At 50.3% G+C, this 24816-nt stretch carries 32 protein-coding genes and 2 pseudogenes; 9 read left to right on the forward strand and 25 right to left on the reverse strand.

All coding sequences use genetic code 11. From position 1 onward, the window contains the following. Positions 1 to 60: 60 nt before the first annotated feature. Both MKQ70_RS42320 and MKQ70_RS16860 read left to right on the forward strand, forming a co-directional pair. A pseudogene (locus MKQ70_RS42320) lies at positions 61 to 491 on the forward strand (GNAT family N-acetyltransferase). Between the two features lie 26 nt (positions 492 to 517). Beyond that, positions 518 to 1117, forward strand: a complete 600-nt coding sequence (locus MKQ70_RS16860) for a macro domain-containing protein (protein ID WP_248072683.1) — start codon at positions 518 to 520, stop codon at positions 1115 to 1117. On the opposite strand, the gene MKQ70_RS16865 is transcribed toward MKQ70_RS16860, so the two are convergent. From MKQ70_RS16865 to MKQ70_RS16875, 3 genes are all read right to left on the reverse strand, one after another. Next, complete coding sequence (locus MKQ70_RS16865) at positions 1114 to 1722, reverse strand: glycosyl-4,4'-diaponeurosporenoate acyltransferase CrtO family protein (RefSeq protein WP_248072685.1); 609 nt, start codon at positions 1720 to 1722, stop codon at positions 1114 to 1116. The genes MKQ70_RS16860 and MKQ70_RS16865 overlap by 4 nt on opposite strands. A 103-nt stretch (positions 1723 to 1825) precedes the next feature. After that, the gene (locus tag MKQ70_RS16870) at positions 1826 to 3166 is read right to left on the reverse strand and encodes a DEAD/DEAH box helicase (RefSeq protein ID WP_248072687.1); all 1341 of its coding nucleotides are present in this window, start codon (positions 3164 to 3166) and stop codon (positions 1826 to 1828) included. Between the two features lie 199 nt (positions 3167 to 3365). Then, positions 3366 to 3698, reverse strand: coding sequence for a hypothetical protein (locus MKQ70_RS16875; RefSeq protein WP_248072689.1), 333 nt, complete (start codon positions 3696 to 3698; stop codon positions 3366 to 3368). Between the two features lie 82 nt (positions 3699 to 3780). On the opposite strand from MKQ70_RS16875, the gene MKQ70_RS16880 reads away from it, so the two are divergent. Genes MKQ70_RS16880 through MKQ70_RS16890 form a run of 3 tightly spaced genes read left to right on the forward strand, consistent with a single transcriptional unit; the run spans position 3781 to position 5252 of the window. After that, positions 3781 to 4035: a hypothetical protein gene (locus tag MKQ70_RS16880; protein WP_248072691.1), complete on the forward strand. Its 255-nt coding sequence runs from the start codon at positions 3781 to 3783 to the stop codon at positions 4033 to 4035. A 31-nt stretch (positions 4036 to 4066) separates the two neighbouring features. Then, positions 4067 to 4948 carry a pirin family protein gene (locus MKQ70_RS16885; protein WP_248072692.1) on the forward strand — a complete coding sequence of 294 codons (882 nt, stop codon included), beginning with the start codon at positions 4067 to 4069 and terminating at the stop codon, positions 4946 to 4948. Further along, positions 4911 to 5252: a GNAT family N-acetyltransferase gene (locus tag MKQ70_RS16890; protein WP_248072694.1), complete on the forward strand. Its 342-nt coding sequence runs from the start codon at positions 4911 to 4913 to the stop codon at positions 5250 to 5252. The genes MKQ70_RS16885 and MKQ70_RS16890 overlap by 38 nt, the downstream gene beginning before the upstream one ends. A 68-nt stretch (positions 5253 to 5320) precedes the next feature. Here the strand turns inward: MKQ70_RS16890 and MKQ70_RS38655 are convergent, their stop codons facing one another. From MKQ70_RS38655 to MKQ70_RS16915, 6 genes are all read right to left on the reverse strand, one after another. After that, positions 5321 to 6199: a glycoside hydrolase family 92 protein gene (locus MKQ70_RS38655; protein WP_308199482.1), complete on the reverse strand. Its 879-nt coding sequence runs from the start codon at positions 6197 to 6199 to the stop codon at positions 5321 to 5323. Then, positions 6160 to 7125, reverse strand: coding sequence for a glycoside hydrolase domain-containing protein (locus MKQ70_RS38660; RefSeq protein ID WP_372490121.1), 966 nt, complete (start codon positions 7123 to 7125; stop codon positions 6160 to 6162). Before MKQ70_RS38660 ends, MKQ70_RS38655 begins: the two co-directional genes overlap by 40 nt. A gap of 11 nt (positions 7126 to 7136) precedes the next feature. Next, complete coding sequence (locus MKQ70_RS16900) at positions 7137 to 7502, reverse strand: hypothetical protein (protein WP_248072696.1); 366 nt, start codon at positions 7500 to 7502, stop codon at positions 7137 to 7139. 66 nt (positions 7503 to 7568) lie between these two features. Next, entirely contained in the window at positions 7569 to 7979 is a 411-nt protein-coding gene (locus MKQ70_RS16905) for an Fpg/Nei family DNA glycosylase (protein WP_248072698.1), read from the reverse strand. Beyond that, complete coding sequence (locus MKQ70_RS16910) at positions 7952 to 8299, reverse strand: hypothetical protein (RefSeq protein WP_248072700.1); 348 nt, start codon at positions 8297 to 8299, stop codon at positions 7952 to 7954. The genes MKQ70_RS16905 and MKQ70_RS16910 overlap by 28 nt, the downstream gene beginning before the upstream one ends. Positions 8300 to 8475: 176 nt before the next feature. After that, positions 8476 to 9531 carry a copper amine oxidase gene (locus tag MKQ70_RS16915; RefSeq protein WP_248072702.1) on the reverse strand — a complete coding sequence of 352 codons (1056 nt, stop codon included), beginning with the start codon at positions 9529 to 9531 and terminating at the stop codon, positions 8476 to 8478. Positions 9532 to 9802: 271 nt separating this feature from the next. Here MKQ70_RS16915 and MKQ70_RS16920 point away from each other — a divergent pair, with 271 nt between their 5' ends. Next, complete coding sequence (locus tag MKQ70_RS16920; RefSeq protein WP_248072706.1) at positions 9803 to 10252, forward strand: GNAT family N-acetyltransferase; 450 nt, start codon at positions 9803 to 9805, stop codon at positions 10250 to 10252. A gap of 51 nt (positions 10253 to 10303) precedes the next feature. Here MKQ70_RS16920 and MKQ70_RS16925 read toward each other — a convergent pair whose 3' ends face one another. Both MKQ70_RS16925 and MKQ70_RS16930 read right to left on the reverse strand, forming a co-directional pair. After that, positions 10304 to 10666 (reverse strand): YdeI/OmpD-associated family protein, encoded by a 363-nt coding sequence (locus tag MKQ70_RS16925; protein WP_248072707.1) that lies wholly within the window; start codon positions 10664 to 10666, stop codon positions 10304 to 10306. Continuing rightward, entirely contained in the window at positions 10636 to 10926 is a 291-nt protein-coding gene (locus tag MKQ70_RS16930) for a YdeI/OmpD-associated family protein (protein WP_248072709.1), read from the reverse strand. Before MKQ70_RS16930 ends, MKQ70_RS16925 begins: the two co-directional genes overlap by 31 nt. 198 nt (positions 10927 to 11124) lie before the next feature. Between MKQ70_RS16930 and MKQ70_RS16935 the strand changes: the two genes are divergently transcribed. Further along, on the forward strand, positions 11125 to 11550 hold the full coding sequence (locus MKQ70_RS16935) for a carbohydrate-binding protein (protein ID WP_248072711.1): 426 nt from the start codon (positions 11125 to 11127) through the stop codon (positions 11548 to 11550). Between the two features lie 405 nt (positions 11551 to 11955). On the opposite strand, the pseudogene MKQ70_RS42325 reads toward MKQ70_RS16935, so the two are convergent. From MKQ70_RS42325 to MKQ70_RS17000, 13 genes and pseudogenes are all read right to left on the reverse strand, one after another. Next, a pseudogene (locus MKQ70_RS42325) lies at positions 11956 to 13319 on the reverse strand (glycoside hydrolase family 30 protein). Further along, positions 13316 to 13786 (reverse strand): glycoside hydrolase family 16 protein, encoded by a 471-nt coding sequence (locus MKQ70_RS16950; protein WP_248081426.1) that lies wholly within the window; start codon positions 13784 to 13786, stop codon positions 13316 to 13318. The pseudogene MKQ70_RS42325 and the gene MKQ70_RS16950 overlap by 4 nt, the downstream one beginning before the upstream one ends. Further along, positions 13669 to 14169 carry a glycoside hydrolase family 16 protein gene (locus MKQ70_RS41310; protein ID WP_248072717.1) on the reverse strand — a complete coding sequence of 167 codons (501 nt, stop codon included), beginning with the start codon at positions 14167 to 14169 and terminating at the stop codon, positions 13669 to 13671. The genes MKQ70_RS16950 and MKQ70_RS41310 overlap by 118 nt, the downstream gene beginning before the upstream one ends. 134 nt (positions 14170 to 14303) lie before the next feature. Further along, the gene (locus MKQ70_RS16960) at positions 14304 to 14762 is read right to left on the reverse strand and encodes a hypothetical protein (RefSeq protein WP_248072719.1); all 459 of its coding nucleotides are present in this window, start codon (positions 14760 to 14762) and stop codon (positions 14304 to 14306) included. 32 nt (positions 14763 to 14794) lie between these two features. Beyond that, the gene (locus MKQ70_RS16965; RefSeq protein WP_248072722.1) at positions 14795 to 15058 is read right to left on the reverse strand and encodes a hypothetical protein; all 264 of its coding nucleotides are present in this window, start codon (positions 15056 to 15058) and stop codon (positions 14795 to 14797) included. A gap of 29 nt (positions 15059 to 15087) precedes the next feature. Then, positions 15088 to 16554 (reverse strand): RagB/SusD family nutrient uptake outer membrane protein, encoded by a 1467-nt coding sequence (locus MKQ70_RS16970; RefSeq protein WP_248072723.1) that lies wholly within the window; start codon positions 16552 to 16554, stop codon positions 15088 to 15090. Positions 16555 to 16651: 97 nt separating this feature from the next. Then, the gene (locus MKQ70_RS16975) at positions 16652 to 16873 is read right to left on the reverse strand and encodes a hypothetical protein (RefSeq protein WP_248081884.1); all 222 of its coding nucleotides are present in this window, start codon (positions 16871 to 16873) and stop codon (positions 16652 to 16654) included. Further along, positions 16813 to 18231, reverse strand: coding sequence for a SusC/RagA family TonB-linked outer membrane protein (locus MKQ70_RS38665; RefSeq protein ID WP_308199054.1), 1419 nt, complete (start codon positions 18229 to 18231; stop codon positions 16813 to 16815). The genes MKQ70_RS16975 and MKQ70_RS38665 overlap by 61 nt, the downstream gene beginning before the upstream one ends. Beyond that, complete coding sequence (locus MKQ70_RS38670) at positions 18201 to 19841, reverse strand: SusC/RagA family TonB-linked outer membrane protein (protein ID WP_282456566.1); 1641 nt, start codon at positions 19839 to 19841, stop codon at positions 18201 to 18203. The genes MKQ70_RS38665 and MKQ70_RS38670 overlap by 31 nt, the downstream gene beginning before the upstream one ends. Before the next feature lie 416 nt (positions 19842 to 20257). Beyond that, positions 20258 to 20620: a FecR family protein gene (locus MKQ70_RS16985; RefSeq protein ID WP_248072725.1), complete on the reverse strand. Its 363-nt coding sequence runs from the start codon at positions 20618 to 20620 to the stop codon at positions 20258 to 20260. Beyond that, positions 20617 to 20802, reverse strand: a complete 186-nt coding sequence (locus tag MKQ70_RS16990) for a FecR domain-containing protein (RefSeq protein WP_248072727.1) — start codon at positions 20800 to 20802, stop codon at positions 20617 to 20619. The genes MKQ70_RS16985 and MKQ70_RS16990 overlap by 4 nt, the downstream gene beginning before the upstream one ends. Next, positions 20802 to 21431 (reverse strand): hypothetical protein, encoded by a 630-nt coding sequence (locus tag MKQ70_RS16995; RefSeq protein WP_248072728.1) that lies wholly within the window; start codon positions 21429 to 21431, stop codon positions 20802 to 20804. Before MKQ70_RS16995 ends, MKQ70_RS16990 begins: the two co-directional genes overlap by 1 nt. A 69-nt stretch (positions 21432 to 21500) precedes the next feature. After that, positions 21501 to 22073: an RNA polymerase sigma factor gene (locus tag MKQ70_RS17000; RefSeq protein WP_248072731.1), complete on the reverse strand. Its 573-nt coding sequence runs from the start codon at positions 22071 to 22073 to the stop codon at positions 21501 to 21503. Positions 22074 to 22440: 367 nt separating this feature from the next. Between MKQ70_RS17000 and MKQ70_RS17005 the strand changes: the two genes are divergently transcribed. Then, positions 22441 to 22812: a response regulator gene (locus tag MKQ70_RS17005; RefSeq protein ID WP_248072733.1), complete on the forward strand. Its 372-nt coding sequence runs from the start codon at positions 22441 to 22443 to the stop codon at positions 22810 to 22812. Here MKQ70_RS17005 and MKQ70_RS17010 read toward each other — a convergent pair. Then, a complete protein-coding gene (locus tag MKQ70_RS17010; protein WP_248072736.1) occupies positions 22809 to 23978 on the reverse strand; it encodes a sensor histidine kinase in 1170 nt (389 codons plus the stop codon). The genes MKQ70_RS17005 and MKQ70_RS17010 overlap by 4 nt on opposite strands. A gap of 167 nt (positions 23979 to 24145) precedes the next feature. Here MKQ70_RS17010 and MKQ70_RS17015 point away from each other — a divergent pair, with 167 nt between their 5' ends. Next, positions 24146 to 24514, forward strand: a complete 369-nt coding sequence (locus MKQ70_RS17015; RefSeq protein ID WP_248072739.1) for a SpoIIAA family protein — start codon at positions 24146 to 24148, stop codon at positions 24512 to 24514. Positions 24515 to 24816: the final 302 nt, after the last annotated feature.

Below are 24816 nucleotides of genomic sequence, written 5' to 3' on the forward strand. Positions count from 1 at the left end.
CGCCTGATTATCCGCGCCATCACCCTGGAAGACGACAACTTCATCGTAAAACTGCTAAACATGCCTTCGTGGCTGCAATTCATCGGTGACCGCAATGTACGTACGGCTGCCGATGCGCGGCAATACATCCGCTCGGGCCCCCTGCGCAGTTATGACGAAAACGGATTTGGGGCATGGGTGGTGATGAGCAAAGAAACGCTCGAACCAGTCGGCATGTGCGGTTTCTTTAAACGCGCTTACCTCGACCGGCCCGACCTGGGCTTCGCTTTTTACCGGAATACGAGGGGCGGGGATATGCAAAGGAAGCCGTATCCGCGTCGCTGGACTATGCCCGCCTAAAGCTAAACCTGCACAGCCTTCTGGCGATTACGCTGCCCCGCAACGAACGCAGTGTAAAACTTCTTGAGCGCGCTGGATTCCGCTTTCTGAAAAGCATTAAGCCGCCCGACGCTGAGCCGCTGGCACTCTATGAACTGAAGCAGCTGTTTTAGCTGTCGTATTTTTGCACTATATTACTGTGCATGCAATATATCCTCATCGACACCAATCCCGAAATGATTACTGCCGGAACACTTTTTTCCAGCACCAGGCAAATGTTCGCGTCGTTAACGGCGATATTACCCGCATTACCTGCGATGCGATCGTAAGTCCGGCCAACTCCTTCGGCTTCATGAACGGCGGCCTGGATTACGCTATTTCCGAGCGTTTGGGATGGGATCTTGAAATTGAATTGCAACGCCGCATTAAAGCCCTGCCCGAAGGCGAATTGCTTATCGGTACCGCCCTCGTGATAGAGACCGGCGATAACACTATCCCGTTCCTCATTTCGGCGCCTACCATGCGCGTACCTACTAATTTTAATATTGAAACCTCGGTGAATGCCTACCTGGCCATGAAAGCAGTACTGATTCAGGCACGCCAGCATGCGGACATTCACAGCATTGCCATATCGGGCCTCTGTACCGGTGTTGGCAGGATGAAGCCGATTATTTCGGCGCGACAAATGTGGTACGCGTTCCAGGAAATTGAGTTAGGTGAAAAGCAGGACTTCTCTACCTTTGGCGCAGCCCAGAAGTATCACAGGCATATTAATCCCGAAGGAAAACTCTGGCACTAATACAGGCCTATCCTCTCCTTTCTCATGAACATATCGAACCCTTCGCGGTGATGGCTGATCTCCCTCAGCCTGATGCGGTTATATTGCTGTAAAAACATGGGGTATAAATTGTACAGCACATTATTGATGGCAATGACCAGCGCCCAGATGTAATGCGCCTGCACCACCGCAAATACCATAATACCCGTCATAAAAGCGAACAAACCGCAGTGAAAGCGTTCGTTCATGTTGGCGCGTAAAATATACCGCCGCACGCCAGCCGGCTCGTGGATTACCTTGTAGCCCGGGAAACGTTTGCGTAAAAGGCGGTTAATAATATCGCCATCCTGGCTGAAACGGCGCACCCACATAATGCCGATGCGCTTGTACACAGCCACTTCCGCGCCGAGTTGCATTTTGCGGTACACGATCGCAGGCAGCAAAGCGACCAACAGCGCGGCGACCAGCAACACATATACCCACAGGGGACGCATCCATGTAAAACAAAAAACGGTAACGGGGGCCAGGTGGAGGATGGTCCAGGTGAGATTAGGCACCATATTATACAAAGCAGTCGTTCTCCTGATATGCGCCATTCGCCCTGGCGGCAGTTGTGCTTTTTTCATAACAGTTAATTCAGGATACAGCGGTTCTCAATAGTTTTATGGGTAACTAAATATAACTAAAATCTATATAAAAAAAAGAAAGCGCCTTGGCCGGCGCTTTTTATTAACGTTTTTTCTTTTTGGCTCCCCGGGTTTTCGGCTTGCCATATTTGAGCTGCATCTTTTCAGCGTGCGTCATCGTTTTATTCGTCTTCATGTTCTTCGCCTTTTTCTCATGGAACGCTGCGCCCGCGTCCTCTGCGCGTTTCACTGGCTTTAATTGAATTTCTTTTACCACTACTTTCGGCATCTCGTCTTCCGTTAACACATCGGAGAATACCAGGTTTTCCGGCAGCGGCTGCATCGGGATCCGGTAATTCATCAGTGCCTCTATCTGCTCTACCTGCTCTTTTTCACGCGGTGTAGTGAGCAGGATGGCAATGCCTTCCTTATCTGCGCGGCCGGTACGGCCAATGCGGTGGATATAGCTTTCGCGTTCTTCCGGCGCATCGAAGTTGATCACATGCGATACTTCGGCGATGTCCAGACCGCGGGCAATGATATCTGTAGCGATGATGAAGCGGTAGGTACCGTTCTTAAACTGTTTTACGGTATTGAAACGGTGGTTCTGTTCCTTGTTGGAGTGAATAACGCCCACCTGCCCCGGAAAACGGTTTTCTACCTGTTCAAATAATTGGTCGGCCAGCGACTTGGTAGCCGAGAACACGAGCACTTTCGTCATTTCCGGATCGGTACTGATCAGCAGCTCCAGCAAATTCACTTTTGTATTGAAGTTGGGCACTTCGTACCCCAGCTGCCGGATACTTTTCAACGGTGTACCTGCCGGCGCCGCTTCTACCGTCGTAGGATTGTTGAAATATGATTTTATGAGCGCCTCTACCTCATCGGTAATGGTGGCGGAGAACATCAGGTTCTGCCGTTTGGCCGGCAGCAGGTCAAATATGTTTTTGAGCTGTGTACGGAAGCCGAGGTTGAGCATTTCATCCACCTCATCAATAATTAGTTTTTTGATGGATTTCAGCTTCAACGCGCCGCTGAGCGCCACGTCCACCAGCCGGCCGGGAGTGGCCACGATGATGTCCTGTTTCTGCTTGGCGGCCTCCATTTGCGGGTTCATATTGGTGCCCCCGTAAATGCCCAGCGTTTCCACGCTCATGTAAGTCGTCAGTTTTTTTATCTCTTCCACCACCTGCGCTACCAGCTCGCGCGTGGGCACGAGGATGAGTACGCGGGGTGATTTATCTTTTGAAAACTCCAGCTGCCGTAGCGTAGGCAGCAGGTAAGCCAGGGTTTTACCGGTACCCGTTTGCGCAATACCGCACACGTCCTGGCCCGACATTACCACCGAAAACACCTTCTGCTGGATGGTGGTAGGCGTGGTGTAATTCAGGTCGGACAAGGCATTAAGCAGGGGCTTGTTCAGGTTTAAATCTTCAAAAGTCATATTACAGATAAAAAAATTGAACCGCAAAGGTAGGCTATTCTTTGCTTTTCAGCACGGCTACGGTCACGAGGAGCTGTCCCGTGTGCCGCATCGTATGCTCCGCCGCATGAAACAGCAGCCCGATCAGCGTAGAAGGCACCAGCTTCCGCCCTACCCCTCTTACTTCCGTAAGTTCGGCCTCGTTCGTAGCTTTAATTGATCAATGCAGCGGTCTACCTGCCAGCTGAAACGCTCCATTAGCGTGGCTGTGGTGAGGTCTTTGTGCACGATGGATTCCTGCTCGGTATTCGATCTGCTCCGGGCTCAGGGCCTCCTCGCGGGCGTAGGTAAAAAGCCGGTCGAGCACACCGGACAGGTGCTGCAGGTGAAATGCCGGAGAGGCAACGCCTGCAGGGCGTTCCCAGAGCCAGGCGTCGTGAAAGCCGGCCGTCATCGCTGTAATTTCTTCCCGCGCCTGCAACAGGGCGTGTGCTACGGGCTGCAATAACGGCGGCACATCCGCCACCGGCCCTCGCTGCCATACTTCTGCCATATCTTTTTTATTTAAAATTACGAATGCCAGCTTTTTTATCACTTTTGCCGACTATTTTTTAAAGATTGGCCATAGTAAAGCAATGAGTGCGATAACCATTAAGAAGTTCAGTAAACCGTTCATGATCGGCGATGCGGAAGTGCAGTTCGAATTTTTCCCCATGAACGTCCGCATCCGGGAATTATACCAGGTATACGCCATTCACGGCGACAAGAAATTACGCTTCCACATGCAGATCAACGACGAAGGCACGTTCAGGATCATGGACAAAGCCCGCATTCCGCCCACCTTCCTCGCGCTGGAAAGCGAATTTTCGGCAGCGATCCTCGCCAGCTGATCCTCCTTTGTAAATATTGTATCTTAGCAAGATGTCGAATATTGAACTGATCATCGAAGAACGCGCACGCGATATCGGAAATTTCATGGTCGGGCGCCTGCTGCCTTTCCGCGAAAAGAAGATGGTAGGTCCTTTTGTGTTTATCGACCATATGGGGCCGGTAAATATGAATGACCACCAGAACGTGGACATCGGCCCGCACCCGCACATTGGCCTGTCGACCCTCACCTTCCTGTTCGAGGGCAGCATTATGCACAAAGACAGCCTGGGCACCTCCGTGGAAATTAAACCCGGACAGGTAAACTGGATGACCGCTGGCAGCGGCATCGTACATAGCGAACGTACGCCGGATTACCTGCGCCACAGCGATAAACAGATGCATGGCCTCCAGATATGGGTTGCACTGCCGAAAGAACTGGAGCAAATGGATCCGTCCTTTGCACACATCGAAGCGGCCGAGCTGCCTGCCTGGCAACAGGACGGCGTCAACATAAAACTCATTGCGGGGGAAGCCTTTGGTAAAAAATCGCCGGTACCTGTATATAGCAAACTATTTTTCCTGGAGCTGAAAAGCGACAGCGAACAAACGGTGAACATCGGTCCGCACCTGTATGGCGAATGGGGAATGTACATCTTAGAAGGAAACGTGGAAAGCGAAGGCAATATATTTGGCACTAAGCAACTGTTAGTGGCTAAACCCGAAGTATTCTGCGCCTTTAAAATGCAGGCCGGAACAACCATCTATATCGTAGGCGGCGAACCGTTCCCGGAGCGGCGTTACATCGACTGGAACTTTGTGGCCACGAGCAAAGAGCTGATCGAAGCGGCGAAACAAAAATGGCGGGACCAGTCGTTTGCACCGGTACCCGGCGAACATGGATTTATACCTTTACCTGAACTCAAAAAACAATAAATATGGCGACGACAGAAATCAAACATACGCAGCACCAGGGCGAACATGGCAAACGCGGCTCTTTCGATTTTTAGTAGATGGCGTGAAGATGGCGGAGATGGCATACGTAATGGCTGGGGAACATAAAATGATTATTGAACATACGGAGGTGGATGATTCTTTAGGTGGACAGGGAATTGGGAAGCGATTGCAGACGGAACTGGTGGCTTATGTGCGGGAACATGGGATGAAGGTGTTGCCTTTGTGTCCGTTTGCGCATGCGATGTTTAAGAAGATGCCGGAGTGGCAAGACGTGTTAGCGTAGCCGTGTGCATATGATAAATCGAAAACGAGCCACTCATCAGAGCGGCTCGTTGACCTGGTTATGTTTTATTATTTCCCCCAATTCTTATTCGGCTTCGCCCCCATCTCTAACTCCAACACCCCGCCATTCATCAGCTCATCATGCGTAAAAAACGGCTTCTCCAACACCTTCCCGTTCAACTTCGCCTTCTGAATATACTTGTTAACGACAGAAGCTCCTTTCGCCACCAATTTAAACGTTTTCCCGTTCTCTAATTTAATAGACGACTCTTCGAACAACGGGCTGCCGATTGTATACACCGGCTCACCAGGTGTTACCGGGTAAAAGCCCAGCGACGAAAATACCACGAAAGCCGTCATACCGCCACCATCTTCATCACCGGGAATGCCGAAGATGTTATCCTTATACCACACATCGAGTAAAAAGCGGATACGCTTCTGCGTTTTCCAGGGTGCACCCACATAGTTATACAGGTAGGGAATATGGAAACTTGGTTCGTTGCCCATGGAGAACTGTCCAACGTTACCGGTAGCATCGGGCAGTTTGGACCAGAACTCGTATTTGCTGCGACCCAGGCCTTCGCGAAACAGTTGGTCCAGGTTGGCTTCCATGTTTGCGGCGCCGCCCATCAGGTCGCGCAGACCGGCGATATCGTGCTGCACCTGCCATTGGTAGGTGTAACCGTTGTTTTCGTCATAATAATCGCGTGCGCCCATGCCACCATCCCATTTCGGATCAATGGGCACCCAGTTGCCCTTATCATCTTTGGGCATGAACATTTTGAACTTCGGATCGTAGAGATTTTTATAATTCAGCGCGCGCTGTGCGAAACGTTTTGCATCTGCCTCTTTTCCTAAAGTAGATGCGAGTTGGCCTACCGCCCAGTCGTCGTAAGCCCCACCGAGCGTTACGGCAACGGCTGGCGTTTTTCCCAGCTGTGTACCAATTTATCGGTTTCCTGTTCTCCTTTGGCCAGCGCGGGGAAATAGCCATTTTTGTGATAGAAGTCGTCGAGCGGACCTTTAGGGCCGTTCTTCCAGGGCAGCATCGTGGCTTTATCGGCGTTCTTTAAGGCGCCTTCGTATGCTTTTTCAATGTCGAAATCCTTTACCCCTTTGCGGTATGCGTCCAGGAACGAGATGCTCGAATGAAAACCGTTCATGCAGGCATGATCGCCGTAAACGAGCGGAAACGTAGGTACCCAGCCGCTTTGCTCATACATCAGCACATAGGATTGCATCATATCTGCTTCCTGTTGCGGGTGCAAAATCGTTCGCAGCGGGTGATGGGCGAGATACGTATCCCAGCTCCAGTCATCCACATAAAACGGGCGTTTGGAGGTATGCACCTGTTTATCATAACCACTGTAATACTGGCCATCTTCGGTGATGTTTACCATACGTTCGTAGCACCGGTACAACGCGCTGTAAAAGCTGCGCTTCTGTGCTTCTGTACCACCTTTCACCTGTATCTGGTTAATCACTTTCGCCCAGGCGGCTTCTCCTTTCTTGGCCAGTGCGGCCGCGGTGATGCCATTACCCAGCTCCTGCTGATAGTTCTTTTTCGCCTGCTCCACGCTGATGAAGGAAACTGCGTAACGCCATTCTACTTTGGGCGCATCAAACTTCAATACCAATTTACCTTTGGAGGATGCGTCCTGCGAAGCGGGCGTTGTACTGAAAACACCGTATACGAATACTTTCACCTCGTCGTCGCCCCGAAAAATAGTGCTGCCGCTCAGTTCTGCTCCTTTCAACATCCATTCGTTCCGGCCATTGCTGTAATCGTCGAGCAGCAGGTATTTATCTTTTGTTGATGGAAATGCAAACTGGTAGATGCCTGCTTTTTCGCCGGGGGTAAAGCCTACCGTAATCTCATCATCTACTAAAAAGGTTTCATACTGCCATGGCCGGAGGACTTCCGGTCATGATCATAGGTCATCCTTTTGCGGAAGGCATCGGCCGTTAAGGAGGGTTTCATCGAAAACGCTTCGCCCTGGCGGTGCGACACGACCAGCATAGGGAAACTGCTAATCTGATCGTCGATATAACTGGCCCTGATGGGATACATGCGCATCACCTGGTTAGGTAGCTGGACCGTGGGCCGCGTGGGCTCCAGCAGCTGACCTACGTTACCGATACGCGTATCAACATAAGAAAGAAAATTCGGGGCCTGCTGCGCAAAGCTCACTGCTGCCGGAGCACACAGCGTTGCCGCAAGGCCCATCCACTTTAAACTGTTCTTGATCATAAACAAATTGGTGCTTGCGCGCAAAGTACAATTCAAAAGGCAAAGCAGCTAACCGCTCACGTAAAATCATGTATAGTACACCTGGCAGTTAGTGCAAAAGAAGCTACGGCGGCGGGTTTTGCCCGTATGTTTTTTGAAAAAAGGGATGTGGCAGCGGGGACAGGTTTTCTTCGTATGCGCCTGCCAGTGCTTTTTGAGGGTATTTTCCTTTTTCCAGTGAAGGAACTCGAAACTATATTTTACGACCTCCCGCAGCAACTCCGTTATCTTTTTCGCGGGAATCGCCCCCACCCTGCTTTCGGGGTGTATGCGGGTGCGGAATAACACTTCGTTCTTGATAATATTACCCAAACCCGAAAATATCTGCTGGTCCATTAACGCATCACAAACCAGCATATCCGGCGATGCCTTTAACTTAGCACGTGCCTGCCGTGCGTTCCAGCTGTCGCTCATGATATCCGCGCTCCAGTCGTACACTTCGTCCGGGGTTCGGTCAAGAACTTTACCTGGCAGGCATAAAAATACAGGTCACCATTGGTGAACGACAGCGATAAACGCGGTTGGGGTTTTGTTTTTTCATTGATGCTGTAGGAGCCGAACAGCAGCAGATGAATGCGCACGGTGAACTTCGGGAAACAGATAAGGAAATGTTTGCCCCAGCTTTTAAACGCCGTTACCTTTTTCCCCCCGGATGATTTCCAGGTCGATAGACGCATTGCCACCAGCTTCCAGCACTTTTTGCCGGTAAAACCGCTGACCAGTTCTTTCAGGATGATGATGGAAGGACCTTCGGGCATAACGGTGCAAATACAAATAGCGCGCCATCAGGGCTGGTCGATGCACGCTGGCCCGGAAGGTGGGCCTATATAAAAGGGGGCACCATGTTACAAGAAAACAACCGGGCCGGCCGGCCGATGAATTTCATACCTCAATAATTCAAAACGGGCCGCACATATCGTACGGCCCGTTTGAATTATTTAATATCCACCGGTATAAAAATCAGCGGCGTTGGCAGACAGGATGCGCCCGGAGGCGAATAGGTCATCCTGATCGTTTGTTCTTCGCCATTGGCTGATGGCTTGAACACCTGCACGAGAATCGCTTCCGGCGCGGCTTTCGTTACCAGGCGGTCGCTCGGCAGTTGAATGATGCCTTCCTTGAACTTACCACCGCTTACCACCATGGTGTTGGCCATACCGCCACACCATTGACTGTTGCCGCTGCGGGCGTTCCAGGTTACCAGCGCCAGGCCTTTACCGTCGGTGCTTTTCCATTTCAGTTCTATATTATACATCACGCCATAGTTACCGGCGAGTTCCGCCACACCTTCGCTGATGGCCGATTTACCGGTCACCCACGGATCCAGTTTACCATCGGCGACGATGATTTCTTTCACCCCATCTTTCGTGTCGTATACGTCGGTGTTGAGGATACGGTAGTTACTCACACCAAACACACCACGGCCCGCCCCGCTCTGACTTTTGCTGGGCAGCACGTTTTTAATACGCGCGTAGGCTTTGGGACCACTGGTATTAATATCTGTCTGCAATACATTGATCTCGCCCGGCTGGTCGATCACGAATTCGTAAAAACCATGCACGAGCTCATCATATTTCACAATTGCCTTTTCAAATTTATCATCGATCGCCACTACTTCTCCCGGCTTAATGCTGCGGATTACGTTCGAAGGTTTGGACGCGAAGAAGTCGGCCAACCCTTGTTTTCCGCAGAGGTAATAATTGGTACTCGGCTTCTGCGAAGAATAACGCAGCATGCGCAGGTGCATTACCCCGGTACCCGTATTTTTGATCACGGCAGTAATGCGCCGGTCGATTTTAGCCGGCTCTTTTACACCATTTACATTGTACACGTAAAGCCGCACGGCGCCGGGTTGCACCGCTTCCTGCAGGGCAATGGCTTCCGGTACGCGGATGTACTCAGGATCATCGGAAATTACGTGTTGCGGGCCAGCCATCGGCACTTTCACGTAATCGATGTTCGGGATCTTTTCCGTTAAAAAACCCGGCAATTCTACAATAGTGCCCTGTTTGGCGGCGAGCAGCGCGCGTACCTGTTCCGGCTTCAGTTCGGGCTTTCACCGGCATAACAGCGGCGGCCAGGCAGCACGAAATCAGGAGCGGTTTCCATTTTGGTTGTTTCATGAGCTTTTTTAATGCGTTTAGTCGGCAATGACGTGGATGCCAGATATAATCTTGAATGCATCAAACTTAATAATATTTTTTATTAATTAGATAATTGTTTTGAAATTATTTTTTCAACTTTTCCGCTACATTCGTTTTATGTTGATTCGCCCCGCTACCCTTTACGACATTTCCGCGCTCCATGATGTGCGTTGCGCCGTACAGGAGAACCGCCTGAATACGCCTTCGCTCGTCACCCCGGAACATTATACACGTTACCTGACATGGGCCGGCAAAGGCTGGCTTTGCGAAGTAGAAGGTCGGGTAGCCGGGTTTGCGATCGTAGCAACGGGCGAAAGTATGGTTTGGGCCATGTTCGTGCACCCAGATGCAGCGGGGAAAGGGATCGGGCGGCGGTTACAGGCAACAATGCTCGACTGGTACTTTGCGGAGAATGAAGGGCCGTTATGGCTCAGTACGGCAGCCGGAACACGGGCGGAGCGGTTTTACGTCGACTCCGGCTGGCGGATGGATGGGTTTACTCCCCAGGGTGAAATCCGGTTTGAAATGTCCGCCAAGAGTTGGCGACAGGTGCGGCGGGAGTGGTGAGAAATACCGGGGTAATTCTACTGTAATTCTACTATAATTCTACTATAAGTCCTATACGAGTTCACGACGAGGGCAGTCCGAGGACCCGATATATCTATGACGAGTCCCCAATAAGCTAAACCATCCTTCGCTCCCGTTCGCACTCCCCATCACCTTCTCCAACCTGCTCAACTGTGTAACCTCCTGTTTTGCGCCCATCACCCAGTGTACCAACCGTTTCTTATACGACGGTGGTGTCGTTTGCCAGTACGCCCAGGCCTTTTTGTTCGCTTTAAACCGCTTCTCGTAGGCGGGCTTCAGCGCTTCGGGCTCCTGTTGCTCGTGGGAGTAAACGCGCGACTTCGCCTCCGTGCGGTGCGCAAAAGCCGCCAGGCCCGCCGGGGTCATACGGCCCTGCTCCTGCAGCTCCGCCATCTTTTGATATTCACGTCGCTCCAGATGCTGGTGGATTTACGCGGGGTAAAACGGATCGTGTAGCTTTCTTCGCCCATTGACTTGCGTACCCCATCGATCCAGCCGAAACAAAGCGCCTCTTCCACCGATTCGGCCCAGGTCATGCTGGGCTTGCCGGTGGCGGTTTTATAAAAACCTACTAATAATTCGGTTTCCTTACGGTGATACGTTTGCAGCCATTTCCGGAACTCGGCCGGGTGCTTGAAAAAAACAGGTTCCATGATCTGATCGAGGGTGGCTTCAAAAATAATTAAAAATCGGGCATGGCCCTAAAGCCTTTACCCTACTGCATTTCTATCAAACTAAAAGAGAATCAGCGGGATAGCCGCAGCCGTTATTATTATTTTTTTAAACATTTGTTTCCAGTAATGACATTAATTTTTATCTTTATATGAAATTAAAGCAGAGTCACCTATCCTATGAGGCCGTTCATTTTAGCTATCACGGTAGCTATTCTTCAGTTTATTGTTTTGTCCGCAAGCGGGCAGAATAATGCTGCGCCTCCCGCTCCCAAACCAAAGAACGACGAATTTGTCATGAAAAGCGGTTCCATTCTCGGGTTCCGGCAGATCAACATGAGCATGGGTGAAGTGGGTTTCGAAGTAATGGTCACCTGTGCCGATAAGACGGGCGCCGGCCGATTGGAGTTCCGCATCGATCATGCCCGGGGAAAAAAGATAGGCACACTCGATATTCCATACACAGCCGATACAGTATATTCCGCAAAGTTAGTAGGGCACCTGCCTCACGCGAACGGGGTACACGACCTTTACCTGATCGCCAGGGGAAGCAGTGAATTCAGCATCAGTGCGTTCGGTTTTATCAGGAATTACTGGTACAAATAGGAAGGAGTTATCCACACAATTCCCTACCTGGCATATTTATACACATTGATAAATTTAACACGCGATAAATAATTTATATATCTATCTTAGCTTTCGTCAACCGGTACGGTTCGACGGACATTAATAATGTGACGCGAAAAAATTATAATAGCAAATAGAAGTTCAGATGTAATAAGCCAGTGGTTCCCCACTGGTTTTTTTATGCAACGTTCAGCGCACAAAAAGGCCAGCGGAGTACCCGCCGGCCTTTCCTTTTAAAAGTACGGAGCAGGTACAAAACCACCCCGGCGTTAATTCCACGAACAGGAACAGACCTGTTGTTTTTGTACTACCAGACGTAGGTGCCAACGGCGCCGTTATTCAGACTGGCAGTAGCGATCTTGCCGCGATAGCGGATATTAAAGGTCATGGGTACGCTCCCGGTGTTGATGACCACCAGCACTTTTTACCGTCGGCGCGCTGAAAAGCGACATTCTCTAGGCCACCTTCGATATTGGAGGCCACGCGCACCGAACCGGGACGTACAAATTTAGCGGCATGGGCTATGATATAGTAAGCAACGTTGCGGACAAAGCCGCCATTGGCAATTGTTAAAGCTCCCAGGCAGCTGGTACAGCCACCATCCGTATGAGGTTTGTAATCCGGGTCCGCCGCCAGGTTCCACTCCAGCACATTACGGCTCCAGTTACGGGTAGCGCCGATGATCAGCGTACTCACATGCCACCTCAGGTCATCCCCGAAATTACCGGGACCGCCCACCCATTGTTCCGTGAAATAGACATGTTTATTGGGATAGGCATCGTGCACCTGCGTTAACGCGGTAATAGGCCCGCCATACAGGTGAAACGCAGAACCATCCACATACTGCGCAGCCTGGGCATCCGCGAGTATCGCCAATGGGTAATCCGGCCGGTCGGCGTTATGGTCATACAGAATAATTTTCGTGGTGATGTTCGCTGCGCGAAATGCAGGGCCCAGGTGATTTTTAATAAAATCCGCCTGTTCCGCCGGCTGCATGACCATACTTGGCACATTACCGCCATGCAGCGGCTCGTTCTGAATGGTAATCGCATCAATCGCAATCCCCTCCGCCTTCATGGCCTGGATGTATTTCACAAAATACTGAGCGTACACACTGTAATATTCGGGCTTCAGGCTGCCGCCTTTAAATGCGTTATTGGTTTTCATCCATGTTGGCGCCGACCATGGCGAGCCCAGTATTTTAAGCTGCGGATTCAATGCCAGTATTTTTTCAATACCGGTATCAGGTCCGCTTTTTCTTTATCAATGCTAAACTGCGTAAGGTTTACGTCTGTTTGCCCATCCGGTACATCATCATAAGTGAAACTCGCCGCACTTAAATCGGACGCACCAATGCTCACCCGCAGGTAACTTACGCCAATGAAAGTACTGTCTGTCGCGAACAACTCCTTCAATAACGCCGCTTTAGTAGTTTCCGGCAAACCGTTTATCAACGTGGCGCTGCCGCCGGTGAGCGTGTAGCCGAAGCCGTCAATTTCCTGGTAGCGTTGGGTGGTGTCTATGGTAATAGTTGGCCAGGCGTTACTGGTGTCTTTAAAATTCAGGGCGGTGGTTTGTTTTGCGAATAACGCCAGGCGGTCTGGTTTCGTCATCCATACTTCAACATCGGACCTGTCCTGCGGTTTCCCCGGACCCGAAGGTCCCTGCCCGCTAGCGGTATCGCCCTTACAACCGATGCCCAGTGCTGTTACTAAGGCAAATGCATATATGCTTTTGATACGGATCATTTGTCTATCATTTTATACACTCTTACATAGTCTACTTCCATGGCTGCCGGCCATACATCTGTCGCCACTCCCTGTGCGCCGCCCCAGTCGCCGCCTACGGCAATATTCAGCAACAGGTGAAAACGTTTGTCGAAAGGCCATACGGTATATCCTTTTCCTTCATTCGTAAACTGGAACAACAACTGGTTATCGATGTAACCGCGAATGGCGTACGGCGTCCAGTCTACACGATACAAATGAAACTCCGTGCTCGCATTCTGAATACGGCGGGTAGCAGTTTTCTGGGTATTGATACGGAAGTAATACGCTTCGGTATGCGTGGAGATGTGCACGTTATCCTGGTCATAGCCTACATGTTCCATGATGTCGATTTCGCCGGACTTCGGCCAGTCGCCATAAGCCCAATCGGTGGGCAGCATCCAGATCGCGGGCCAGGTGCCTTTGCCGCTCGGGAGTTTCGCTTTGATCTCGAACCTGCCGTACAGGAAATCGCCCTTTTACGTGTTACCAAACGTGCAGATGTGTAATCGCGGCCACCCATCGCCTGTTTGCGGGCAGTGATGGTGAGCACGCCGTTACCCACCACAGCATTGTCCGTAGCGTTCGTATAATACTGCAATTCGTTGTTACCCCAGCCCGAACCGCCAATGTCGTAATCCCATTTCGCGGGATCGGGGGCGCCGGTGTAGTCAAATTCATCGGACCACGAGGGCGTAGCTTCAAATGCCCAGCCTTTGTCCTGCGGTGTTTGCGGACCGCTGAACACTGGCCCCGTTTCGTCTTTTTTGCCGGAGCAGGAAAGAATGTAAAGGCCTGCTACCAGCATGGGCAATAACAATACTTTTCTCATATGGATGTTTTAAAGAGGGCCGCCTATGCGGACAGGCGGCCTGTTTACATGATTTTACTGTTCCTCCGGGAACTTCACATCATCGATCGTAATGCCGGTTGCTCCCATGGTGCCACCGGAACTACCGCCTTTGATCATAATGTATACGGTGCCTGCTGTCGTGAATTTGATTTTGCCCCCAATCCTTTGCCCGAGCCATCGCAGCCAATAACTGCCAGGTCGCCGTCAAATGCCGATCCGCCACAGCCCGACCAGGTATTGAGCGCGATAAACTTGTTATCGCTGTAATCCGTTCCCTGCACCGGCACGGTTTTACCAATATAAACCTCAAACCAGGTATTGGTGGCGCCGCCCCCTTTCACGGTGCCGGAGAAGGTGTATTCTCTGCCCGCTTTCACGTTTACCGCCTGGTAAATAGCGCCGTTGGTATTGCCCGTATTCGAGAACTTTAACGCGCCGCCGGTAAATTCTATGGTCGTTTGCGTACCACCCGTGTTCAACTTTGTCCAGAACTGCGCGCTGGCCGTTTCCATATCGCCGCCTTTCAGAATATCCACGCCGGGCGCGTCCTGTGCAATCGTTACCTTTTGCACGGCGGAAGCAAATCCTCCGCTGGTATATGCCGTTAGCTGAATGGTATATTCTCCTTTTTGGAAAAGCTAAAGGTATCTTTTTCCAAGGCAGATGTGCCGGCAGTGCCATACTGCCACTTCCAGATGAAGCCGCCCTGCGTGGTGCTGGCCACCGCAATGCGGTTCGGACTGTTGGGTACGGGCGTGGCATTAAAGCTGACAGTGGGTTTCGGGCCTAATGAATAATCAGCAGACTCGGGTGTGCAGGCTGTGAATGCAGCCGCAGTGAATATCAATATGCGGAGGTATTTTTTCATGTTGATGTGTTGATGTTATTGTAGAATAATTACTTGGTCCCACCCCACTCCTTGCTCTGCACAATCTTCGTATTCTCCATCTCCAGCAAAGGAATCGGCAGTATCTCATGCTTTCCTTCCACGAACCCGCGATCTTTCAATACGGTCGGGGCTTGCCCGGAACGCACCAGGTCGAACCAACGATGCCCCTCTCCGGCCAGCTCCAGTCTTCTCTCTTTAAAAATATTATCGATAGTGGCCGGCACCGGAGTTAAGCCCACCCGTGCACGCACCGCGTTTAACAGGCTGTAGGAACGTGTGCCGACTGCTCCGGTTTCGCCTGCGCGCACCAGTGCCTCTGCTTCCATCAAATAAGTATCCGCAAGGCGGATTTCATACATATTCTGTGGATAGTTCAACTCTTTGGTACCACCACCTGTCGTCTGGTTACGCACGCGGCCTGCAAATTTCTCCAGGAAATAGCCTGTATTATTAAACCCTTTTTCATAATCGGCAATGCCATTTTTCTCCAGGCTGTCCAGGTTGGCCACAGTGTACAAATACCGTGGATCTCCATGAATGGCATCAAATAAATCTTTCGTCACCACCAGGAAACTCCAACCGGAAACATAGTCGGGCGCACCAGCCGTTTTAGGCTTGTATCCGCGGGGACCTACCATGATGTTTAATACGTTGCCTTCTGTACAGGCCACGCAATTCCAGGTGCCGGCAGATGTACTGGTGAACGCCATCTCCATAATGCTTTCGCTGTTGTATTTAGTGGCGTTGTCCGACTTCCAAAGGTCACCGAAGTTGGGGAGCAGTTTGTATCCATATTTCGGGTTTGCCTGACCAGGCGTGGCATTTACTTCTTTCAGCGCTTCTGCCGCGGGTCCCCATTTTTTCTGGTACAGTAACACCTTTCCCAGTAAAGCATACGCAGTGCCTTTTGTGACGCGGCCACCGTCTGTAGCTACAGGCACCTGGTCGGGCAGCAATGGTTCCGCGATGGCTTCCTGCAAATCCTTTTCAATCTGGGCATATACCTCTTCCGGCGTTGCCTGCAGCACATTATACATCTCCGAAGTAGCAACGGGCTTAGTAAACAGCGGCACATTTTTAAACATCCGTACCAGGTCAAAATTGAAATAAGCTCTCAGGAACTTCGCCTCCGCGATGAATCTTTTCTTCTTGCTTTCATCCATCGGGATGTTGGGCAGTTTTTCCAGCAGCACGTTTGCACGAAAAATACCGGAGTAGTTTCTTCTCCATAATTCGTCCTGCGGACCGGTAGCCGGCGTCAAAGTATAATTAGAGAAAACCTGGAACTGACTCACATCGTTGGGACCGCCACCACCTGCGAGGTGATCGTCGGAAGCCGCGTTCATGGCGCCGATGCGGGTTACATAGTTGCTGCTTTGCCAGCCTACCACATCGTATACTGCTACCAAGCCGTTAAAAGCCTCGGTTTCATTGCGGTAGTAGTTTGCCTCCAGGTCTGTACCACGGGGCTTCACTTCAGGAAGGCATCGCTGCACGAAGCAATAACAGTGAGCGTTGCACAGAGTATAATGGAATAATATTTTTTCATCTTAAAACTGATTTTAGAATGAATTAAAAAGTAACGTTCACACCGAGCATGAAAGAGCGGGCCTGCGGGTAAATACCGCGGTCAATGCTCATTACACCGCCGCCGATTTCCGGGTCATAACCGGTGTATTTCGTGAAGGTGAGCAGGTTCTCACTCATCACGTATACCCTTGCTTTCTGCAACGCTACTTTGCGAATAAGACCGGCAGGCAGGGAATAACCCAGTTGCAGGTTTTGATCCTGCAATAGCTGCCGTCTTCCAGGTAAAAATCAGATGGATTAGTAAAGTTTTTATTCGGGTCCGCACTGTTCAGACGTGGGAAAGAGTTGCTCGTACCTTCGCCAGTCCAGCGGCCAAGGGCTTTGGTTTGCCAGTTCGCATTGGTGATATCCAAACGGCGTAAGCCCCGGAAAATTTTGTTGCCGGCCGCGCCCTGACCAAAGAATACAAAGTCAAATCCTTCGTACTCCAGGTTGATCGTAAAGCCGTAGGTCCAGCTCGGGGTGGGATTACCAATAAAGTCGCGGTCGAGCTCTGTAATTTTACCGTCTTTATTAATGTCCGTCCAGCGGAAATCGCCCGGCGCCGCAGTGGGTTGCAACATCTCCCCTTTTTCGTTCACGTAGCTGCGTACGTCCTGCCAGTTCTGGAAGATGCCCGCTGTTTTATATCCGTAAAAGGAGTTGATCGGCTGATCCAGTGCCGTACGCGTGATCGGGTAACTGCTGGCCTGGAAGCCTTGTCCACCCGAAAGATAAGAGATGCCTGTACCGAGGTTGGTTACCCGGTTACGCAGGTACGATACGTTACCGCTGGTAAAGATGTTAAGATCGCCAATGCTCTTGCGATACCCCAACTCCAGCTCTACGCCTTTGTTTTCCATATCAGCCACGTTAGCGGCCGGATTGGAGATAGCGCCCACGTAGTAAGGAATGCGTGGGTTCTGCAAAATATCTTTTGTCTTTTTATAATACCAGTCAAAGGTCAGGGTCAGGTCGCGGAACAATGTCGCTTCAAGACCGATATTAGTCTGGCTGGTTTCTTCCCATTTCAGATCAGGATTGGAAGGCGCGTTCGGGCTGTAGCCGATGATATAACTGCCACTGCTGCCGAGTGCATAGTTCCTGCCACTGCCGATGGTGGCGAGGTAAGCGAAGTCGCCGATATTATCGTTACCTACCACACCATAACCACCGCGGATTTTCAGGCTGCTTACGTATTGTGTTTTCGGGAAGAAGTCTTCGTTGGAAAGTACCCATCCGAGCGAGAACGAAGGAAACACACCATACTTATTATTGGGACCAAAACGGGAAGAACCGTCGCGGCGAATGATGGCCTCCGCCAGGTATTTTTCCTTGTAGTTGTAGTTAACGCGCGCGAACAACGAAGATATGCGATGGTCGGCCCCTTCGCTGCCATCCGACAGGCGTTTGTCTGCCGGTACTTTAAAGTTGAGCGACGCATCTTCAAAATTATCTGCCGGCACGTCGTTAAATGTCACGTTGATGGCTTTCGTACGGCCGTCCATATAAGCACCCTGGCCTGCGAGCACAGAAAATTCGTGCTTGCCGATTACGCGGGAATACGAAACCGTGTTCTCCACGTTCCAGTTGAAGCCCGGTTATTCCCGCGATTAAACGACGTACGCGAAGAAATCGTGGAAGAATTCAGCCAGGAAATTGGCGTAAAGCTTTCATTTCCCCAGAACGATAACTTGGCGCCCACTACCGAACGGAAACGCAATCCTTTTATAGGTTCCATTTCGAGGTAGATATTGCCCACTGTGTTATGCGACCAGCCGTAGTTGCCGAGGCGGGTTTGTATATACGCGAGCGGATTAGTGATTTCCTGTCCTACGGCGGACGAGATACCATAGGGTCGGCCCAACGCATCACGGCGGATGCCCACGCTGGTGTAAGGCGATGCTCCGGCTACCGCTTCATCCGTTATGACCACCGGTGTGATCGGGTCCAGGTTAATTGCGGAACTCAGCGGACCGCCAAACTCGCTGTTCGTGTTGCCCAAACCGATCGATTTATCATATGCATATCCCACGTTTTGCCCGATAGATAACCATTTGGCGAGTTTATGCGTGGAATTGAGACGAACGTTAAAGCGTTTATATTTCGAGATGTCTGTAGCAACAATACCGTCTGTCTTCAAAAAGCCGAAAGAGGTGTAAAACGTAGAACGATCATTACCTCCGCTGATGCTCAGTTCATGGTTCTGGCGGCGTGCATCATTATTAAAAATCTGTGCCTGCCAGTCGGTGCCTTCGCCATATGCAGCAGGATCGGGATATACGATTGCTTTGCCGGCGGCTGCATCCGCCTCGTTGCGCAGGGTGGCGTATTCCGTAGCATTCAGCAGCTTCAGTTTACGTGCCGGTGCGGAGGTGCCGTAGTAAGCATTATAATTTACCGTCAATTTGCCGGCTTTTCCTTTCTTAGTGGTGACAAGAATTACACCCGACGCGGCGCGTGCACCATAGATGGCCTGCGAAGCGGCGTCTTTTAATACTTCTACCGATTCAATATCATATTGATTAAGATAACCGATGCCGCCATTATCGACCACTACCCCATCGATCACCCATAACGGATCATTATTATTAAAGGTGGTGATACCGCGCACCCGCACGGTAGAAGCCGATCCTGGCTGACCGGAACTCTGCGCGATCGTTAAACCTGAAGTGCGCCCCTGCAATACCTGCTCCAGGCGCGTAATGGGCATACCGTCGATGTCTTTGGCACGTACACTGGAAATAGCGCCGGTTACCACACTTTTCTTTTGCACACCATAACCAACTACCACGGTTTCTGTAAGTGCGGTAGATGATTCTTTCAGGGTGATATTAGTGCTTGCATTGCGGGCGATCACGGTTTCGGTGGTGTATCCAAGGAAGGAGAATTCCAGGCTGCTGCCGAGACGGGGTACTTTTAGCGTATAGTGCCCGGTCATATCAGTAGTGGTGCCGCTGGTGGTACCCTTCACCCGAACGCTCACGCCCGGCACGGCTTCGCCTGATTCGTTCAGTACGCGACCACTGACCGTAACGGACGTATCCTGTACAGGCGGTACATCGGGCAAACTTACTGTAACGCGGTTGCCTTCCATGGTAAAAAACACCGGCTGGTCCTTCATGCAGGCGTCCAGTACTTCTTTTACGGGCGTATTGGTCACCTGCAGGGTCACCGGCTTGGTGAGCTGCATGATGCTTTCATCGTAAAGATGGAGATACCGGTTTGGCGGGCCACTTCCTTAAAAACCCTTTTAGCGGGGCATTCTTTACGGACAATGTTACCTGCTGAGATACCCCTTTTGCGCTGATATGCAATGCAATAAGCAGCAAAAAGGCTGTAATTTTCATAACGAGAAACATTTTGGTTGACAGGCGTTCCTTATGGCAATAAGAAACTTTACCACACAAGTTTAAAAACATACTTTTGTAGTGTTTGGGAGTTGGGAATAAATAAGTCTTTAGCGGGATTTGTTTTTCGCCCAGGCGTTGCCGGGAGTGTTAGCGCACTACCGGCTTTTTTGTGGGCAGGCGTTGCCTAACCAGTTTCATTTTTCATGACGCAGTAAATTTTCGTTCGTGGAATAATTAACGTGAATACCAGTTTATATTACTTTACCGTGCTTACCTCCAGCCGTCGTCCTTCGAGGCGGAAAGTAACGCCGCTTGTGCTTAACATGTTCAATACCTCCGATAATGGGAGGTGACGGCTGATCCGGCCGCCAAACAGCTTTTGTGTCTCTATATCTTTCAGGTTGATTTCTATATCGTACCAGCGGGAAACCTGCCGCATAATGGTGGCCAGGTGCTCGTTATCGAATTCAAAGAAGCCGGTTTTCCAGGCAATTACCTGGTCGGCGTCTATATTTTGTACATTGATGTTAAAAGTGGTATTGTTCAACTGAGCCTGCTGTCCGGGCCGCAGCTGTTGCGCTTTAGCCCCGTACTGTACTTTCACCGAGCCGTCTATCAACGTGGTGTTAATCGTTTTTCGTCGGGGTATGCCATGATGTCGAAACTGGTGCCAAGTACCTGTACCTGCATGTCGTTTACTTTTACCACAAATGGCTGGCGCGCGTTCTGAGCCACTTCAAAGTACCCCTGCCCTTTTAGTTCCACCTTCCGCTCCTGGCCCGTGAAGGCTGTTGGATACACTAACGAGGAAGCCGCATTAAGCCATACTTTGGAGCCATCGGGCAATAGTACCGGAACTGACCGCCACGGGGTACTGTAAGCGTATTGTAAGTAACGTCCCCGCCACCGGCGCCTGCCGAGTATTGCAGTTGCCCGTTCTGCTGGTTCACGGTGGTTTGTCCCTGCTGAATGGTTTGCCGGCCGGTGCTGTCGAGTTGTACGGTAGTACCGTCAGCCAAAGTGAGAATAGCTACGTCCTGTCCCGGCGCTACGTCTTGTGCACGAAGTCCTGCATCGGCAGTTACCTTCTTATCCGTTTTCTGGTTGATGAAATAAAATGCTCCGGCGCTGATCAGCAGGGCTGCAACAGCCGCGGCGGCCAGCCAGCGCAATGACCGCCTTCTTTCCGGGTAAAGTGTATGTTGTACAACTTTATCGGACTGCAGTACATTCTGAATAACGGGCATCCACGCGGCCTCGTCGAACGCGGGAACGGTTCCTTCTTCGATTGCAGCCTTATCCAGCAGCGAAACAAACTGTTCGCGGTTGCCGGGATCGGCCATGAAGGCAGTAATTTCCTGCTGTTCGGCGGCGGTAAGCCGGTTAGATTGCCATTGGGCAACCAGGTATTGGAGGCGTGCGTCTTCCATGTTTCGTACGTGACTTACTATAATAAATAACGAAACAGCGTTTGGTCATCATCCACCTGAAAAAAATTTTCAATGAGTGCTTGGGGGATTATCATCACTATAAAAACCATCATCAAAAGAAGAGAAGGAACTTCCCGGCTTCCGCCAACCGCTCCCGGATAGCAGCAAGTGCCGCGGTGAGGGCGTTTTTACATAACCGTGGGAAAGATGGAGCGCATCGGCAATTTCAGCCGACTTCATGCCCTGAACGCGGCTCATCTGGTAAATCATCTTACGTTGGGGAGGCAATGTATCAATCGCCTGCTGTAAAATCGCCTGCGTTTCGCGGAGGGATATCCTGTCGGCCGTGTCGCCCTCGAGCGGCGCATCGGCTTCTAAGGGTAGAAAAAGCTTATTATGCCGCGCCCTGTTATTTAAATAAGTAAAGGTTTCGTTAAGGGCTACCCGTTTCATCCAGGGTAAGGGTTTTTCAAGTACGGGTAACTTATCCCGGTGTACCCAGATGCGGATCATGGTTTCCTGCAGTATATCGCGCACCGCATCGGATGCGGGCACCAGGCGGCCTACAATTACCTCCATTAAAGGAAGCAGTTGCTGCATAATTGCGGTAAACGCGGCCTCGTCGCCGTCGCCTGCCCGCATTAACCATTGGGACGGTATGTTTATTTTTTCGCTCAAGGTAAATGGTCCTGTCTAAAATACAAAAATAGCCGGATCATCTTCTCACGATTCAAACGCTTACCTATAAAAAAGATTTGCATTTGCCTGCTTTATGTAGTACTTTTACCACACAATAACGCCACGTCATGCGTTACTTGCCTATACATTCTTATCTCCTTCGAAAATCTGATTGTAACCCGTTACTATTGACATTCCTGTATTAAGACTGCGTCCTGTGCATCCTTAAGCCCTCAGGCTCTTTCGTCATTCGTCATAATTTTTTGGGAACAACTGAACTTAGCCGGCAGCTGCTAGTACTGCCACATCCGTATTTAACTAAAACAAGCAGATGGAAAAACACATTCTTATAATAGACGACGATCGCGATGAACTGGAAATTTTCAGAGAAGCGCTCCAAGGCATTCCTGCAATGTACAACTGCAGTTATGCACAAAGCCCGGAAGAAGCGCTCAACCTGCTGGCTGACGCCTCCCCGGACTATATTTTCATCGATTACAATATGCCCCGTACCAACGGGATCGAATGTTTAATCGCGATTAAAAAACTGGAACAGCTGCGTGATACGCCGTTGATTATTTATTCTAACTCTATCAGCGAGGAAACACGGCGCAATGCCTATCATCTCGGTGCGGCCAACTGCATCGTAAAACCGCCAACCATCAACATCTTAACCGCTATGCTTAAAGACATCCTGGTTTAACGCGGAAACCAGCAACTAAAAAGGCTTCCTTCGCCAGGATTACTTTCCGTTGTAATCAAACCACCGTGCCGATCCATAATCTTCTTACACACTGCCAGGCCAATGCCAGATCCTTTATAACGCTGCCTGTCCTCATGGCGGCTAAACAACTCAAATATCTTGTCCGACCTGCCCTCTTCAAATCCAATCCCATTGTCCTTAAATGATATTACATGATAACTGAGGTCCCGGCTATCGATGGAATTATACTTTACCGCTACAACCGGCTTTACACCGGGACGGGTAAACTTGACCGCATTATCCAGCAGGTGGTAAAAAAGTAACGATACCAACATGGCGTAACCATTGATAACGGGGAGCGTGTCCGCTGTAACCGTCACCTTGCTACGGGTCAGCTTCTCCTCCATCTCACCTCGTACAATATCCAGCACCTGGTTCAATTCCACTGCAGAAAAACTGGCTTCATCCGCCTCAATGCTGGAGAAAGCAACCAAGTCGGCCGTCATCAGCTTCATCCGCTGGAGGCTCGATTGAACACGACGCAAACTGGCGCGGCCTTCATTACTGAAGTTGCGTGCATCGTTATTGATCAGAAATTCGAGCGACGTATAAGCTTTCTGCAAAGCATCGGCATACTGCCCGCCGATAATGCGCGTGAAAGTTCCCAGCTCGTCCATCAACGCTTCATTAACGCGATCTTTGTGCAGCAACCGGCGGTTTAACTCGTCCAGTTCTATCTTCACATTACGCGTATGGGTAATGTCGCGCGCGATGCCCAGCACAGTATATACCTTCCCATGTATGTCGTATTCGGGTACAATACGCGAGTGAAAATGCACCAAACCGTCGGGGCTCGGAAAATAATTATAATGCTCCTGTGGACGGCCGGTAGCAAATACCATTCGGAGCTTGTCCATGTAAGCCTGCGCAATATCGACGGGCATGCCCATTCCGATACAGGTTTTTCCAATTGCATAGCTTACATCTGTTCCTGTTTTCTCGACAAAGGCGGCGTTCGCGAATACAAGTTTCAGCGAATCATCCCACCGCGTAATAACATCCGGTGTGTTTTCCACCAGGGCTCTCAACTGTTCTTCCCGCTCTATCAACGCTTGCTCGGCGCGCTGCTTATCCGGATGCTCCACTTGAAGGTTTTTCTCAATCATAAACACGAATTTCCGGTGAACTAATAATGATATGGCTGAGTTACTAGAGCAAAAAACCGTGCCATGTTTTGCTATCAAAATACTAAAATGAGGGATGTAGAAATTGTTCCACACCGGCCACCATGGCTATTGGCACAATATTTCTGCTGCTATAATAAAAACGTATTATGATTACGCAACTATCCAATGTACCCTCCAATATCGTGGCGTTTCGCGCCAGCGGCGAGGTGACTAAAGACGACTTCGAAACAGATGTATTACCGGCCGTACATGAACTGGTAAAACGAACGGGTAAACTGAATTACCTGATGATCATTGACACCGATCTGAAGAACTTTACCGGCGGTGCATGGGCGCAGGACATGCTGCTGGGCATTAAACAATTAACGAAGTGGCATCGCGCAGCGATTCTTACCGATTCGGATAATATCAACACTTTTACGGATGCCTTCAGCTATCTCGTACCGGGTGAATTTAAAGGCTTTAAAAAAGACGAGCTGGATGCGGCGGTTGCCTGGGTATCTGCTGAAAATTAGGACTGCAAACGAATGCAATAATAATTCAGCAAAAATAGATGTGGCACAACGTTGTAAAAAGTGAAAGATATGTTGTAGTATTGCATTCAGAAACGACAGACACTATCTGACTAATAATACACCAATGGTGTTAAAACCAAAAAAGAAAAGAGAAGCTTCGCAGATCGCGGAGCTTCTTTCTTTTGTGGCAGCGGGTTTGAGACTTCTCTCACGACTATTCCCGGTAGGCGGAAATATTACTCACACCGATATGAATAATCTAATCTTACACCTGCCTTTATTACACCGAATTACACCACACT

Source organism: Chitinophaga sedimenti, assembly GCF_023156195.1.
GTDB lineage: Bacteria > Bacteroidota > Bacteroidia > Chitinophagales > Chitinophagaceae > Chitinophaga > Chitinophaga sedimenti.